The organism is Geodermatophilus sp. TF02-6 (assembly GCF_003319115.1).
In the GTDB taxonomy this organism is placed as follows: Bacteria; Actinomycetota; Actinomycetes; order Mycobacteriales; family Geodermatophilaceae; genus Geodermatophilus.
Genome location: NZ_QOHF01000009.1, coordinates 105,160 through 119,546, shown reverse-complemented (window position 1 = coordinate 119,546; position 14,387 = coordinate 105,160). Strand labels below are relative to the sequence as shown.

The 14,387-nt window shown below is 75.4% G+C and carries 12 protein-coding genes; 2 read left to right on the top strand and 10 right to left on the bottom strand.

What is annotated here, in order from left to right; all coding sequences use genetic code 11:
• Window positions 1-7 precede the first annotated feature (7 nt).
• From DQ238_RS10360 to DQ238_RS10325, 8 genes are read right to left on the bottom strand one after another with little or no spacing between them, the layout of a single operon-like run.
• Window positions 8-1,216 carry a glycosyltransferase family 4 protein gene (locus DQ238_RS10360; protein ID WP_113781203.1) on the bottom strand — a complete coding sequence of 403 codons (1,209 nt, stop codon included), beginning with the start codon at window positions 1,214-1,216 and terminating at the stop codon, window positions 8-10.
• Window positions 1,213-2,049, bottom strand: a complete 837-nt coding sequence (locus tag DQ238_RS10355) for a sugar phosphate isomerase/epimerase (RefSeq protein WP_233495869.1) — start codon at window positions 2,047-2,049, stop codon at window positions 1,213-1,215. Before DQ238_RS10355 ends, DQ238_RS10360 begins: the two co-directional genes overlap by 4 nt.
• On the bottom strand, window positions 2,046-3,536 hold the full coding sequence (locus DQ238_RS10350; protein ID WP_199506258.1) for a YcaO-like family protein: 1,491 nt from the start codon (window positions 3,534-3,536) through the stop codon (window positions 2,046-2,048). Before DQ238_RS10350 ends, DQ238_RS10355 begins: the two co-directional genes overlap by 4 nt.
• Window positions 3,533-4,447, bottom strand: a complete 915-nt coding sequence (locus DQ238_RS10345; protein ID WP_199506257.1) for an MBL fold metallo-hydrolase — start codon at window positions 4,445-4,447, stop codon at window positions 3,533-3,535. The genes DQ238_RS10350 and DQ238_RS10345 overlap by 4 nt, the downstream gene beginning before the upstream one ends.
• Window positions 4,444-5,535 carry a Gfo/Idh/MocA family protein gene (locus tag DQ238_RS10340; RefSeq protein ID WP_233495868.1) on the bottom strand — a complete coding sequence of 364 codons (1,092 nt, stop codon included), beginning with the start codon at window positions 5,533-5,535 and terminating at the stop codon, window positions 4,444-4,446. Before DQ238_RS10340 ends, DQ238_RS10345 begins: the two co-directional genes overlap by 4 nt.
• Complete coding sequence (locus DQ238_RS10335; protein WP_233495867.1) at window positions 5,532-6,623, bottom strand: bifunctional 2-polyprenyl-6-hydroxyphenol methylase/3-demethylubiquinol 3-O-methyltransferase UbiG; 1,092 nt, start codon at window positions 6,621-6,623, stop codon at window positions 5,532-5,534. Before DQ238_RS10335 ends, DQ238_RS10340 begins: the two co-directional genes overlap by 4 nt.
• Window positions 6,620-7,519: a hypothetical protein gene (locus DQ238_RS10330; RefSeq protein ID WP_113781202.1), complete on the bottom strand. Its 900-nt coding sequence runs from the start codon at window positions 7,517-7,519 to the stop codon at window positions 6,620-6,622. Before DQ238_RS10330 ends, DQ238_RS10335 begins: the two co-directional genes overlap by 4 nt.
• Window positions 7,516-8,712: an inositol-3-phosphate synthase gene (locus DQ238_RS10325; protein ID WP_199506256.1), complete on the bottom strand. Its 1,197-nt coding sequence runs from the start codon at window positions 8,710-8,712 to the stop codon at window positions 7,516-7,518. Before DQ238_RS10325 ends, DQ238_RS10330 begins: the two co-directional genes overlap by 4 nt.
• 336 nt (window positions 8,713-9,048) lie before the next feature.
• On the opposite strand from DQ238_RS10325, the gene DQ238_RS10320 reads away from it, so the two are divergent.
• Complete coding sequence (locus tag DQ238_RS10320; RefSeq protein WP_113781200.1) at window positions 9,049-10,470, top strand: LCP family protein; 1,422 nt, start codon at window positions 9,049-9,051, stop codon at window positions 10,468-10,470.
• A 7-nt stretch (window positions 10,471-10,477) separates the two neighbouring features.
• Here DQ238_RS10320 and DQ238_RS10315 read toward each other — a convergent pair whose 3' ends face one another.
• Window positions 10,478-12,541: a transglycosylase domain-containing protein gene (locus tag DQ238_RS10315; protein WP_158550755.1), complete on the bottom strand. Its 2,064-nt coding sequence runs from the start codon at window positions 12,539-12,541 to the stop codon at window positions 10,478-10,480.
• Window positions 12,542-12,631: 90 nt separating this feature from the next.
• Here DQ238_RS10315 and ychF point away from each other — a divergent pair, with 90 nt between their 5' ends.
• Window positions 12,632-13,705, top strand: a complete 1,074-nt coding sequence (gene ychF / locus DQ238_RS10310; protein ID WP_113781199.1) for a redox-regulated ATPase YchF — start codon at window positions 12,632-12,634, stop codon at window positions 13,703-13,705.
• 209 nt (window positions 13,706-13,914) lie between these two features.
• On the opposite strand, the gene DQ238_RS23175 is transcribed toward ychF, so the two are convergent.
• A complete protein-coding gene (locus DQ238_RS23175) occupies window positions 13,915-14,238 on the bottom strand; it encodes a hypothetical protein (RefSeq protein ID WP_199506255.1) in 324 nt (107 codons plus the stop codon).
• Window positions 14,239-14,387 lie beyond the last annotated feature (149 nt).

Here is a 14,387-nt window from a genome sequence, read left to right as displayed (position 1 = left end):
ACACCCTCTACAGCAGGTGCGCGGCCGAGCGGAACCGGCAGGAGAGGTCGACCTCGGCCGGCATCGCCCAGTCCAGGTCCGGCGCGGTGCCCGCGACCTGCCGGTACACCGCGTCGATCGAGCGGGCCAGCACCGGCCAGGAGTACAGCCGGCGCACATCCTCGAGCGCCGTCGTCGCCAGCCGGGCCCGCAGGTCGGCGTCGGCGAGCAGCCGCTCGAGCGCGGCACGCAGCCCCGCGACGTCGCCGGGGGCGTGCAGCAGCCCGTTCTCCTCGTGCCGCAGGCAGTCGACGACGCCGACGCTGTCGGTGCTCACCGTCGGCAGCCCGCTGGCCATCGCCTCGAGCAGGGTGTTGCTGAACCCCTCGCTGTAGGTCGGGCTGACGAACACGTCGGCCGAGCGGTACACCGCAGGCGCCTCGTCGGGCGGGACGTAGCCGAGGAACGTCGTCCGCTCGTCGGCGCGGGCCTTCGCCTCGTCCAGGTCCGGGCCGATGCCGGAGACGACCAGGCGGACGCCGTCGGGCAGCGCCTCGAGCAGGTCGAGCACGCCCTTGCGCCGGTCGACCCGGCCGTGGAACAGCAGGACCGGGGGCTCGCGCAGCGCGCCCAGCGGCCGCTCGGCGGGGGTGAACCGCCGGGTGTCGGTGGCGCCGGGGACGATCGTGAAGCGGGCCGGGTCGCAGTGCAGGTTGCCCACCACCTCGTCGCGGAAGCTGGCGCTGCCGATGAGCACCGCGCTCGAGGCGGCCACCACCGTGCGCATCGCCGACGCGTGGGTGGTGCAGCAGGTGCCCACCCAGTGCCCGTCGCCGCCCTGGATGCTCACCACGGTCGGCAGCCCGGTCTCCCGCGCGGCGGCCAGCACGGCCAGGCCCGGCGGGTAGCCGTACTGGGCGTGCAGGACGTCGAAGGGCCGCTGGGCGTGCAGGTCGACGACGGTGCGCACGATCTCGGCGATGTCGCCCTCCCAGTCGGCGGGGACGACGGTCTCGCCGCGGCTGGGCAGCGCGTGCACCTCCACACCGGCGGGCACGCGGGACGGCGGGGGCGGGCCGCCGCCGTACACCCGCGTGCCGGCCTCGTCGTCGCGGTACTGGCTGACCAGCGTCACGTCGCAGCCGAGGGCGACCAGCTCGCGCAGCAGGTTCTCCGCGTACACGCTCATGCCGCTGACCGCCGGCCAGTACCGCCGGCTGACAAAGCAGATCCTCACGCTCCCTCGGCCTCCCTCAGGGTCGCGATCGAGCGCGGCACCATCTCGTGCGCCCGGTGCCCGTCGCGGGAGAGCTCGAGGGTGACCAGCCGCTCGAAGCCCGTCGTCCGCAGCGCCCGGAGCACCGCGGGCAGGTCGACGTCCCCCTCGTCGAGGGGCAGGTGGTCGTGCACGCCCCGGCGCATGCCCTCGACGGCGACCGTGCCCAGGTGCGGGGCGAACGCCGCGACCGCCTCCTCGGGGGCGTGCTCGCCGGCGACGACGCAGTGCCCGGTGTCCAGCGCCAGGGTCAGGCCCGGGACCTCCGTGGCCAGCCGGGCCCACCCGGCGCAGTCCTCGACCAGCATCCCCGGCTCGGGCTCGACGGCGAGGGCGTACGAGCGGTCGCCGTGGCTGTCGACCAGCGCGCGGACGCCGTCGGTCAGCCAGCCCCAGGCCCGGTCGCGGTCCACCCCCGGCCGGGGGACGCCGGCCCAGAAGCTCACCGCCTCGGCGTCGAGGACCCCGGCCAGCTCGCAGGCCAGCCGCAGGTAGGCCAGCCGCCGCGCCCGGCCGTCGGGGTCGGCGGTGACCAGGGTCGGCTCGTGCTTGGCCCGCGGGTCGAGCAGGAACCGGGCGCCGGTCTCGACGACGACGCCCAGGCCCAGCTCGTCGCAGCGCGCCCGGACCTTCTCCGCCTGCGCGAACGCGTCGGGCGCGAACGGGTCGAGGTGGACCACGTCGAGGGTGAGCGCCACGCCCGCGTAGCCGGTGTCGGCGAGCAGGGACAGCGCGTCGTCGAGCCGGTGGGAGGTCAGCCCGTTGGTGTTGTAGGCGTAGCGCAGGTGGGTCATCGGGCCAGCGCCTCCGCGACCACGTGCCGGCCGGGCTCGCGGTAGAGGGCGTAGAGCGCGCCCACCCGCCGGTCGGCGCCGGCGCGGTCGAACCAGGCCGGCCCGCCCAGGCGCGCTTGCGCGTCGGCGGTCAGGTGCACCCGCGCCCAGCCGCCGGGGTCCTCGCCGCCGGGGTGCCTGCCCACGGCGACCAGCGGGTCGCCGCGCTCCGCCAGCCGGCGCACCCCGCGCTCACCGATCCGCCCGTAGGACATCGTCTCCACCTCCAGCCCGGGGACGAGCACCTTGGCCGCCACCGCCTCGCCGATCGAGGGCTGCAGCTCGACCAGCACGTCGAACCCGGCTGCCTGCACCGCGCCGGTCACCGTCGCGTGCAGGTCCGCCCCGTCCGAGGAGCCGGACCAGGTCGGCAGGTCGGCCAGGCGCACCGTCGAGCGCCGGGACAGCACGGTGTCCTGCAGCAGGCCGACCAGGGCGTCGGTGCCCATCCGGGTCCAGGCGAGCATCGCCTCCAGCGCGCGGTCCTCCTCGACCAGCCGCTCGGGGGGGTGCCCGCCGCGCCAGGACTCCAGGTAGCCCGCGGGCGTCGCGGGCAGCACGACGTCGAACGGGCCGTGCATGAAGGCCTTGCGGCTGCGCGCCGAGGCGAACTCGTGCAGCGCCTTGCGGACGGCGGTGTCCCGGTCGGGGTGCGCCGCCTCGCCGCACGCGGTCGCCATCACCGGCACCGGCTCCGACCCGTCGCGGGAGCAGCCGACCGCGTAGACGTCGACGACGCCGAGGTCGGTGCTGGCCAGCTTGACCACGACGTCGATGCCGGCGGCGTCGATCCGGTCGAGCAGCGCCAGCGCGTCGGGGTCGCGCAGGCCGGCGAGGTCGACGACGACACCGGCGTCCATGGCGCGGAACGTCGTGGCGTTGCCGTCGCGCTGCAGGACCTCCAGCAGGGCGTGCGCCACGGCGCGCCCGGCGTCGAAGCCCGCGCCCTGCCCGTTGGTGATGACCGTGGTCAGCCAGCCGTCGGGCGGCGGGTCGCCGGGCAGGTCCTGCGGGGCGGAGGCGACCAGCTCGGCGGGGACCAGCACGCGCTCGCCGTCCCGGAGCCGGGTCATGGGCAGCCACTGCAGCGGCCGGTCGTCGTCGTAGGGGCTGCCGGCCTCCAGGCACAGGGTGCGCGGGTCGGCCACCCGGTCGCCGCCGTGCCGGCGGGCCATCTGCGCGTACGAGCCCTGTTCGCGCCGCACGCCCTGGTGCGCGCGCACCGACAGGGCCATCTCGGCCATCTCGCCCAGCGCTCCGGTGCGCGCCTCCTCGCGGGTGGCGCCGTAGCCGAGGCCGCTGCCGCCCGGGTGCGCGGGCGAGGGCGGCAGCACCGCGCTGTGCAGCGGCACATCGAGGACGTCGATGCCCTCGACGGCGAACTCCTGGACGGGGCTGGGGAACGAGTCCAGGTAGCGCTGCGGCGCCGTGGTCGCGGTGGCGGTCACAGCTCGTCCAGCGCGACGGGGGCGGCGTCCGGCGGCCCGGACAGCAGCCGCTGCACCAGGTGGACGACGTGGTCGGTGGTGACCCCGCGGACCAGCTCGAACGGGGTGGCCACCGTGTCGAACTCCAGCGCTCCGACCACCGTCAGGTACTCGCGCAGCTCGCCGTGGGACAGCGGGATCTGGGCGTGGAACGCCTTGTGCGCCGACAGGCCGACCGGGTCGCCGGCCTCGTCGAGGTCGACCTTGAGCGAGTCGCCGCAGAAGAGCACCCCGCGGCGGCGGTCGTGCAGCACCGAGTGCCCGGGGAAGTGCCCGCCGGTGCGGTGCAGGGTGAGGCCGGGGGCGAGCTCGAGCACGTCGTCGGCCGGCCAGGTGACCCGGAAGGCCTTGGTCCACTCCAGGTCCCGGACGCCGACGCAGACCACCCGGGGTTCGAGCTCGGCCTGCAGCTGCCACAGCGCGCCGTAGCCGTGCACGTGGCTGGAGGCCAGGACGTCGAAGCCGCCCTCGGCGGCCGCCATCTCCCGCAGCCGGGCGAGCATGTCGGCGGTGTACCAGGGGGCGCACTCGAAGCCGACCAGCCCGGCGTCGGTCTCGACCACCCACCCGCGGCTGTCCAGGCCGAAGCGGGGCTCGGTGCCGAACTCGGTGACCCCCTCGACCGCGGTGGGCCGGCAGAAGCCGGTGACCAGCGCGTCGGCCTGCTCCGGCGTGACGAACTCGAAGCCGTTCTCCGGCAGCGCGTTGCGGACGTCGGCGCACACCGGGCAGACCAGCGGCCCGGGGGCCGGCCAGCGCTGCCAGTGCCCGCAGTTGGTGCAGGCCCAGGCGGGCAGGTCGGGCAGCAGGCCGCGGTAGGGGTTGGTGGCGGGGGTGGTCGCGGGTGGCGGGGTCGCGGGTGGCGGGGTCACGGCGGGCCTCCGGGCTCGGCGAGGGCGGTGAGCAGCAGCCGGTGCAGGGCCAGGTCGCGGGCGGCGTCGTACGGCCAGGGCGCGATTCCGGCGACCGCGGCGGTGAAGGCGGCGAACTGCGCGGCGAAGGGCGTGGTGCCGGCGGCGAAGGGGACCGCCACCGGCTCGGGTCGGTACAGCGTCAGCGAGCCCCCCGCGCTCTGCCCCATCGTGTCGACGGCGACCGCCGACCCGCGGGTGCCGACGACCTCCAGGCGGCGGCGGGGCAGCGCGTCGGGTGTGTTGAACGCGACGTGCAGGTCGACCAGCACGCCGCCGGCGGTGCGCCCGGACAGCAGCGCGCCGTCGTCGACGGGGTAGTCGTGCACCCGCCGCTGCAGCAGCGCCCGCAGCTCGACGGCGTCCTCCCCGAGCAGGACGCCGGCCAGGTCCAGGCCGTGCGGAGCCAGGTCGATCGCCGCGCCGCCGCCGGCCCGGGTGCGGTCGACCCGCCAGTTGTCGTGCGGCCGGCCGTCGGGGGTCCACTCGGCCGGCAGCCAGCAGCAGTAGACGATCCGGACGGCGGTGACCGTGCCCAGCTCGGGGACCAGCTCGCGCAGCCGCACGTGCGCGGGGTGCCAGCGCTGGTCGTACGCCGTCCCCAGGAGCACGCCGGCCTCCTCGGCAGCGGCGACCATCGCCTCGGCGTCGGCGACGTCGGCGGCCAGGGGCTTCTCGCAGAGCACCGCCTTGCCGGCCGCGACCGCCGCCTCGACCACCGCGCGGTGCGCGGAGTTGGGGACGGCGACGTAGACCGCGTCCAGCCCCGGCGTGCTGAGGAAGGCCTCGAGGTCGGCGCACCGCGGCGCCTCGACGTCCATGCGGGCCATGGCCGCCGGGTCGCGGTCGTGCAGCGCGACGACCCGCGCGCCCCACGTCCCCCGCAGCGCGGGCAGCGCGTGGTCGCGGGCCACCCAGCCGCAGCCGGCGATGCCCCAGCCGACGGTGCGCACCGGTCTCCTCTCCACGGAGCAGTCGACGAACTCGTACCGCTCCGGCCACGTGGTCGTGCCGGAGCGGCGGTCGCGCTGGACGGGGATGGGGGTCACCACGCCTCCGGCAGGTCGACCAGCAGGCGGCGGCGGGCGGCGTCGGCGGGCAGCGGGTCGGGCCAGCGGGCCGGCAGGTACCCCGACCGGGGGCCGTACTCGGCCGCGTAGCGCTCGCTGGGCCAACGCAGCACGCCGTCGACGTAGAGCGGGTTGCGGCGCAGCGGCCCGAGCGGTTCGCCGAGGTCGACCGGGGCGGGGGAGCGCGGGTCGCCGGCGACCAGGGCGACCGCCTCGCTCTCGTGCAGGTCCGTCGCTGCGGCCGGCCGCGGCGGGCGGCCGGCGAGCAGCGCGGCGGTGAGCTCCGCGTCGTCGTAGAGCAGGTCGGTGCCGAGCACCGCGGCGTAGCCCTCCGGCGTCAGCGGCTCGCCGTGCGGGTCGGCGACGTGCGCGTGCCCGACGACGACGGTGCCGCCGTCCCCGGCCAGCGCGCGCATCGCCGCCGCCGCGGCCGGCTTGTCCCGCAGGAAGTAGAAGGCGTCGTGGCAGAGCACGTAGGCCGGGGCCCGGACGCCGTGGGCGGCGGCCAGGTCGGGCGCGGCGGTGACGTCGGCGCAGACGTAGCGCGCTCCTGCGCAGACGAACCGCCGCGCCAGCCACAGCTTGGCCCACACGACGTCGACGCCCGTGAGGTCGGTGCAGCCGCGGCGGGCCAGCTCGCGCAGGTGCGTGCCGGTGCCACAGGCGACGTCCACCACCGGCCTCCTCCCCGGCCAGTGCTGCTGCAGCAGCGCCAGCCCGGCCAGGTGGGTCGGGTCGGACCAGCGGTGGGCGAAGTAGTCGCCCACCCGGCCCATGCCGAGCAGCCCCATCGCCTCCCGCAGCGTGGTCGCGGCCGGTACGCGGGCCAGCTGCTCGGGGGGCGGGGCCGGCTCGGTCCACCAGTCGTCGGCGTCGGCGAGCAGCGCCACCCGGGCCCGGTCGACCTCGCCGCGGGCGAGCAGGCCGGCCACCTGCGCGCGCAGCTCGTCGCGCCCCGCGCGGGCGAACGGGATGCCGTCGACCACCGGGACGTCGGGTGCGGCAGCGGTCGCGGCGTCGCCGTCCGCTCCCGCACGGCGCAGCCGCAGGTCGACAGAGCCGCTCACAGGCCTGCCGCCGCCAGCACGTCGAGGTGGAAGGCCTGCACCGGCCCGGCGTGCACGAGCTCGAGGTCGTCGAGCGCCTGGTCGGCGGTGAACCCCGCGGCGCGCGCGTGGTGGTGCACCTGCAGCACCCGGTCCAGGACGTCGGCGGCGTGGAAGGCCTGCGACTCACGAGCCCCGGCGTCCGCGCGCAGCCCGAGCACCGCGCGCAGCCGCCGGGCCAGCGGCGCGGGCAGGGCCGCCAGCTCGCGCTCCTCCAGCGTGGCCATCACCCGCGGCAGCGCGGACCCGAGCAGCACCTCGCCGGCGAACCCGGCGTCGGGCAGCGCTCCGTTGTGCAGGTGGTGGGCCAGCCCGACGAGGAACGGCGGCACCGGGTCGGCGCCGAACACCGGCGCGACGAGCACCCCGTAGACCGCCACGGTCAGGCAGTGGTCGCCGTGGCTCTCCGGGGGCTCGACGATCACCCGCGCCCGGCCCGGGGCCGTGGCCCCGGCGCGCGGCTGGCGGTTGAGCCGCCCGGCGAGCGCGGGCGGCTCCGGCGCCGGGACGACGAGGGGCAGGGCCTCCCGCAGCGTGTCCCGCAGCGCGGGGTCGACCGGCCCGGCGACCTCGTCGAACCCGCGGCGCAACACCTCACGCGCCTCGCCGTCGGACAGGCCGGCCGTCCGCAGCACCGCGCCGTCGATGCCGGCCAGCCGGGCCCGGGCCACCGCTGCCGCCGCCTCCGACAGCGCGACCGCGGCCGCGTCCTCGCCGGCGACCAGCCGCCCCCAGGCGCGGGCGAAGGCCTGCTCCGCCAGCGACCCGGGGGCGTCGGCGACGCGGACCCGCTTGGCGTCGCCGATCTCGGCCAGCAGGGGCCGCAGCCGCGCGAGGGCGGGGGGCCCGCCCGTCACCGGTCGGCCGGGCCCGCGGCCAGCCAGTCGAGCAGCACGCGCTCCTGCCGGTGCAGGGCGTGCTCGGGCGTGTTGCCGTCGGGGGTCATCGGCGCCTTGAAGAACCAGCCGAACTGGGTCTGCACGCCGCGCTCGCCGCGCTGCTGGGCCAGGTCGGTGAGGCGGGCCAGTTCGATGGCCAGCGGCGCGGCCAGGATCGAGTCGCGGCACTGGAAGTCGATCTTGACCTGCATGCGCCGGCCGAGGAAGCCGACCAGGTCGATCGCGTCCCAGGCCTCCTTCGCGTCGCCGCGCGGCCGGTAGTAGTCGATGCGCACCAGGTGGTCCTCGACCGGGTAGCCGAGGATCGAGTCGAGCACGTTGCCCTTGGTCTGCAGCTTGCTCGACAGCGAGTCCGGGTCCTCGAGGGCCAGGCCGTCGCGGTTGCCCAGGATGTTGGTCGAGTACCAGCCCTCGACGGTCAGCGCCCGGCTGCGGAAGGCCGGCGCCAGCACCGTCTTGATCATGGTCTGCCCGGTCTTGCCGTCCTTGCCGGTGACGGGCACCCCGCGCTGCTCGGCCAGCTCCACCAGGGCCGGGACGTCGGCGGCCAGCGAGGGGGTGAAGTTGACGTAGCCGACGCCCTCGGCGATCGCGGCGTAGGCGTAGACCATCGCCGGGGTGATCGAGCGGTCGTCGGCGTCCAGGCCGGCCTCGAACGCCTCGGCCGACTGCAGGGCGGGCGCCGACGGGTCGGGCCAGCGCTCGGTCGAGGCCAGGTTGACCAGGACCAGCCCGTCGAGCCGCTGCTCCTCGCGGAAGCGGGCCAGGTCGGCCCGGACGGCGTCGACCTGGGCCCGGCGGGTCTCGGCCAGCACCACGTTGCCGCCGGTCACGTTGCGGCAGAAGTCGGCGTCCCCGGCCGCCGCCCAGGGCGTCACCGAGGAGAGGTGGGCCGCGGCCCGCTCCAGCTGGGCGGAGTCCAGGACGCCGTGCTGCTCGGCGGCCTTGCGCAGGTCGGAGCCGTCGAGGTCCCAGCCGCCGACGACGAGGTCGGTGTAGGGCACCAGCCCGGTCGCTTCCTCGACGGGGACGCCGTCCACCTCCACTCCTGCGAGGGGCAGCCCCGAGGTGTCGCTCGAACCGGAGCGCAGCAGCTCCAGGCCCGCGACGGCGGTCGTGGCGACCGCTCCTCCGAGGCCGACCACGGCCATCCCCACCCGTCGTGGTTCACCGGACAAGGCGTCCTCCTGTACTCGACTGGGTCGTGCGCGACCGGGGGCGACGCACGTCACGTCACCCTGCCGGGTGACGTGGAGTCAGTCCAGTCCTGGAGTGGGTCCAGCGCAACTCGGGACGGTGCCCTGCGCGCTGGGGTCTGCCGGGGGACGCGGCCTGCTGCCCGGCTCCGGACGACGACCTCGGCGGAGCCGAGGCTGGCACACGCAGGGTCGTGGCCGCCACGGGACGCGGTCCCGCCCGGCACCGGGAATTTGTTCTCCACGCCGCCGCCCAGGTGACGCCCAGGAGCCGGGCCTACCGTCGAGCAGGTGCAGCCGCGCGCGAGCCTCCCGGTCCGGCTGGCGCGCGCCCTGGCGGCGGTGCTGTCGCTGCTGGTGCTCGCCGGCAGCGGCTACGGCTGGTACGCCTACCGGACCCTGGGCTCCAGCGTCACCCAGATCGCCGGGCCCGGCTCCTCCGGCGCGTCCGCGGAGCAGAACGTGCTGCTGGTCGGCGACGACCACCGCCCCGAGGGCGCCAGCCCGGAGGTGCTGGCCGAGCTGAGCACGGGAGAGGTCGACGGGGCGGTCAACACCGACACGATGATGCTGCTGCACGTCCCGGCCGGCGGGGGCCGGGCGACGGTGATCTCGCTGCCGCGCGACTCCTGGGTCGACATCCCCGGCGTCGGCAAGGGCAAGCTGAACTCGGCGTTCGCCGCCGGCGCCGCGAACGGCGGTGGGGACGCCGGGGGCATGGCCCTGCTGATCCGGACCGTCCAGGACCTGACCGGGCTGCACGTCGACCACTTCGTGCGGGTGTCGCTGCTCGGCTTCTACCAGGTGGCGCAGGTGCTCGGCCCGGTCCAGGTGTGCCTGAACCAGCCGGCCAGCGACCCGTACTCCGGCACCGACCTGCCGGCCGGGGTCTCCACCCTGGACGCCAAGCAGGCGCTGTCGTTCGTCCGCCAGCGGCACGGGCTGCCGCGGGGCGACCTGGACCGGGTGGTCCGCCAGCAGTACTTCCTCTCCACCGAGCTGCGCAAGGCCACCTCGAGCGGGGTGCTGCTCGACCCGGCCAAGCTGCGCCGCCTGCTGCAGGCGGTGGGCTCGGCGGTGCAGACCGACCCCGGCCTGGACCTGTTGCAGTTCGCCGAGCAGTTCGCCGCGATCGCCTCCGGCGACGTCGCCTTCACCACGATCCCCACCCTCGGGACGCCGACCATCCGCGACGACAGCGGCAACGCCGTGTCCGTCGTGGCCGTCGACCGGGCCGCGCTGCCGGCGTTCGTCGCCGAGGTCGTCGGCGAGCCCGCGGCCTACGTCGACGCTCCCGCGGCCGCGCCGGCGGCGGTGGACGTGCAGGTGGTCAACGGCACCGACACCGCCGGGCTGGCCACCCAGCAGGCCGACGCGCTGCGGGGCCTCGGCTTTCCGGCCTCCGTCGCCGACACGGGCACGACGAGCAGCCTGACCACGGTGACCTACCCGCCGGGGACGGAGGCGCAGGCCAAGGCGGTGGCCGAGGCGGTCCCGGGCGTCGCCGTGGGCGCCTCCTCCGACGTGGACCGGGTGACGCTCACCCTGGGCACCGACGGCCGCACGGTGGCGCCCGCCGGGTCGGCCGGGTCCACGGCCCCGGCGGCCTCGCTGTCGCCGTCCGCACCCTCACCGGCCGCGTCGTCGTCGCCGTCCCCGGTCGGGTCGGACGGCCTGACGTCGACCTTCTCCGCCTCCTCCTGCGTGAACTGACCGCCGGTCAGCTGCAGGGGATCTGCAGGTCGCCCACCTGCGCGGTGCAGGTGCCCCCGCTCCGGTCGGCGAGCCGGCCGAGGTGGGCGGGGTCGGCCGGCGGGAAGGCCCTGACCGGCTCGTCGGTGAGGATCGGCTGCATCGCGTCGTGCCAGATCTGCGCGCCCTTGTCGCCGCCGTACCCGCCGACGTCCTGGGCGGTGTCGGGGTTCTCGACCATGACGCTGGCGGTGTACTGCGGCGTGGACCCGACGAAGGCGACCGAGTGGTGGTCCTGGGTGGTGCCGGTCTTGCCGGCGATCTGGTGGCCGGGGACGGCCGCGCGGGTCGCGGTCCCGATGGAGCTCTCGACGTCGCCGCGCAGCACCTGGGTGAGGGTGTCGGCGATGCCGGCGGGGAGCACGCCGGGGGTGCAGTGCGTGCCGGTGTCGACCGGCGTGCCGTCGGGGCCGGTCAGCGGCGTGCCGTCGGGGGTGAGGATCGCGATGACCGGGGTCGGGTCGCAGCGCGTGCCGCCGGAGAAGACGGTCGCGTAGGCGGTGGCGAGCGCGAGCGGGCTGGTGGCGATCGGGCCGAGGGTGAACGAGCCCAGCTCCGCGGAGGTGAACTGGTGCGCGAGGTCGTCGGTCAGCGAGGACAGCCCCAGCTGCTGCGCGGTGCGCACCGGTCCGGCCACGCTGCCGAGTGAGTCCTCGAGGGCGACGAAGTAGGTGTTGGAGGAGCGCACCAACGCCTCGGCCATGTCCAGCGTGGCCGGGTAGTGGTCGGTCGCGTTCTCGACGCTGTAGGGGGCGCCGACGCGGCCGCCGTTCTGCTCGAAGACCCGGGAGTAGTAGGGGTTGGACGTCGTCTGGGTGAAGTCCATGGTGTAGCCCTGCTCCATGGCCGACGCCGCCGTGAACAGCTTGTAGGTCGATCCGGCCCCCGCGGCCGCGGCGACGTTGAGGTCCACCGACGTGCAGCCCGTGCCCGTGCAGCCGAACCTGCGGTTGTCGCTCATGGCCAACACCGCTCCGGTGCCCGGTTCGACGACGGTGTAGATGGCGGCCAGGCTGCTGTCCATCGGCAGCGTCGCGACGACCGCCTGGTCGCCGGCGCGCTGCAGGTCCGGCCGCAGCGTCGTCCGGATGGTCAGCCCGCCGTTCCTCAGCTGGTCCGGGGTGAGCCCGAGGGTGCCGGTGAGGTGGTCCTGCAGGTAGTCGCAGAAGAACCCGCCGAGCGCGGCGCCGGCGCAGCCGTTGGCCGTCCCGCCCGGCCGGACGGTGACCGGCTGCGCCGTGGTGGCGACGAGGTCCTGCGCGCTGATGTGGCCCAGGTCGTGCATGCGGGTGAGGACCTGGTCGCGCCGTTCCTGGGCGGCCTGCGGGTGGTCGATCGGGTTCAGGGCGCTGGGGTTCTGCACGAGCCCGGCCAGCGTCGCCGCCTGGGCGAGGGTCAGGTGCGCGGCGTCGGTGGAGAAGTAGGTCTGCGCCGCGGACTCGAGCCCGTAGGCGCCGGCGCCGAAGTACACCGTGTTCAGGTAGCGGGTGAGGATCTCGTCCTTGGTGAACTCACCCTGCAGCTCGGTGGCGTAGCGGGCCTCGACGAGCTTGCGGGCCAGGCTGTCGGCGACCGCCGCCTGCTGCTGCTCCGGCGTCGTCGCGTTCTGCACCAGGGTCTGCTTGACCAGCTGCTGGGTGAGCGTGGAGCCGCCCTGCGCATTGCCGCCGGAGCGCAGGTCGGTGACCACCGCCCGCGCGATGCCCTTGGGGTCGAGCGCTCCGTGCTGGTAGAAGCGGGAGTCCTCGATGTCGATCAGCGCCTGCTTCACCACCGGGGCGATCTGGACGCTGGTGACCAGCGTCCGGTCGTGCTCGTAGAACTGGGCGATCAGCGAGCCGTCGGCGGCGAGCACGCGGGTGTTGCCGGTCAGCGGCCGGTCGACCGGCGTGGTCGGCTGGGCGTTGGCGCGGTCCACGAGCCGGCCCAGGGTGATCCCGGGGGCCAGCAACAGCGGGACGGCGAGGACGCCCATCAGGCTGCCGACGAGCAGGACGGCGAGGGCGGGGCGCAGGAGCACGCGCACGTGCATCCGCCGCAGTATGCCTCGTCTTCCTGGGGGCCGGCCGGGCGCCGGACGGCGGGCGGGCGCGGCGGGCGGGCCCACGTAGGCTGGACCTCCGTGAGTCTCACCATCGGCATCGTCGGGCTGCCCAACGTCGGCAAGTCGACGCTGTTCAACGCGTTGACCAAGAACGACGTCCTGGCGGCGAACTACCCGTTCGCCACCATCGAGCCCAACGTCGGTGTGGTCGGTGTGCCGGACCCCCGCCTGCAGACGCTGGCGCAGCTGTTCTCCTCGCAGAAGGTCGTCCCGGCGACGGTGTCGTTCGTCGACATCGCCGGCATCGTGCGCGGCGCCTCCGAGGGGGCCGGCCTGGGCAACAAGTTCCTGGCCAACATCCGGGAGAGCGACGCGATCTGCCAGGTGATCCGGGTGTTCGGCGACCCGGACGTGGTGCACGTCGAGGGCAAGGTCTCACCGGCCGACGACATCGAGACGATCAACACCGAGCTGATCCTGGCCGACCTGCAGACGCTGGAGAGGGCGATCCCGCGGCTGGAGAAGGAAGCTCGCAAGGACCGCGAGCGGGCCGCCGTCCTCGACGCCGCCCGGGCCGCCCAGGAGGTGCTCGACGAGGGGCGGACCCTCTTCGCCGCCGGCGTCGACCCCGAGCCGCTGCGCGAGCTGACCCTGCTGACCACCAAGCCGTTCCTCTACGTCTTCAACGTCGACGAGGAGGAGCTGGCCGACGAGGCGCTCCTCGCCGAGCTGCGCGCACTCGTGGCCCCGGCCGAGGCGATCGTCATGGACGCCCAGATCGAGGCCGAGCTCGTCGAGCTGCCCGAGGACGAGGCCGCCGAGCTGCTCACCGGCATCGGCCAGGAGGAGCCCGGCCTGCACCAGCTGGCCCGGGTCGGCTTCGCCACCCTCGGCCTGCAGACCTACCTGACCGCCGGGCCCAAGGAGGCCCGCGCCTGGACGATCCGCACGGGCGCCACCGCCCCCGAGGCCGCCGGCGTCATCCACACCGACTTCCAGCGCGGCTTCATCAAGGCCGAGATCGTCTCCTACGACCAGCTGGTCGAGGCCGGCTCCCTGCAGGAGGCCCGGGCCCGCGGCTGGGTGCGCATCGAGGGCAAGGACTACGTCATGCAGGACGGCGACGTCGTGGAGTTCCGCTTCAACGTGTGAGCCAGTGACATTTATGCAGGTCAGCGAGTCGCTGACCGCTCCGATGGCACGGTGATGGCACTCCACGCCTCATCGACGGCCCGCCTCGTGCGGTCCTCCGCGGGAGGCCGGAGGTGGCTGTGGGTGTTCAGCGTCGTGGTGGCGCTGGCGTGCCCGAGGGCCCGCTGGACGGTGACGACGTCGCAGCCGGAGGCGATGAGCCCGGAGGCCTAGGAGTGCCGGAGGTCGTGCAGCTTCACGCCCGTGAGGTCGGCGGCCCGGATGGTGGTGCGCCAGCGGTAGCCGACGGTGTTCTGGTGCGGGGATTGTCCCGCTTCTCCGGTGAAGAGCCAGGTGCCCTCCGGGCAGTGGGCGGCGACGTGCTCGGCCAGCAGGTCGACCAGTGACGGCGCGAGGCACACCTGCCGCAGCGTCATGGTGGCGGCCGTGCGGCGGCAGGGGAGGGCGATGCCCTCGCTCGGGTCGCGCGGGATCACCCGGTCGGCGACGGCGCCGCGCAGGACAGCGCGGACGTCGTTGATCCGGGTGTGCACGTGCCCGGCGCCAGGCCGCGGTTGACCACGCTCTCGACCCGGTGCTCGACGTGCGAGCGGCCAGGCTCATCGCCGTTTCGGTGCCGGGCGCCCACACCTGGCGGGCCGACCACTCGGCGTAGTACTGGGCGAAGGTCTGCCGGCCCGCA

Coding starts and splice junctions, on each gene's coding strand:
- DQ238_RS10355 (WP_233495869.1), bottom strand. CDS start 2,049: ATGACCCACCTGCGCTACGCCTACAACACCAACGGGCTGACCTCCCAC.
- DQ238_RS10325 (WP_199506256.1), bottom strand. CDS start 8,712: ATGGCCGTGGTCGGCCTCGGAGGAGCGGTCGCCACGACCGCCGTCGCG.
- DQ238_RS10315 (WP_158550755.1), bottom strand. CDS start 12,541: ATGCACGTGCGCGTGCTCCTGCGCCCCGCCCTCGCCGTCCTGCTCGTC.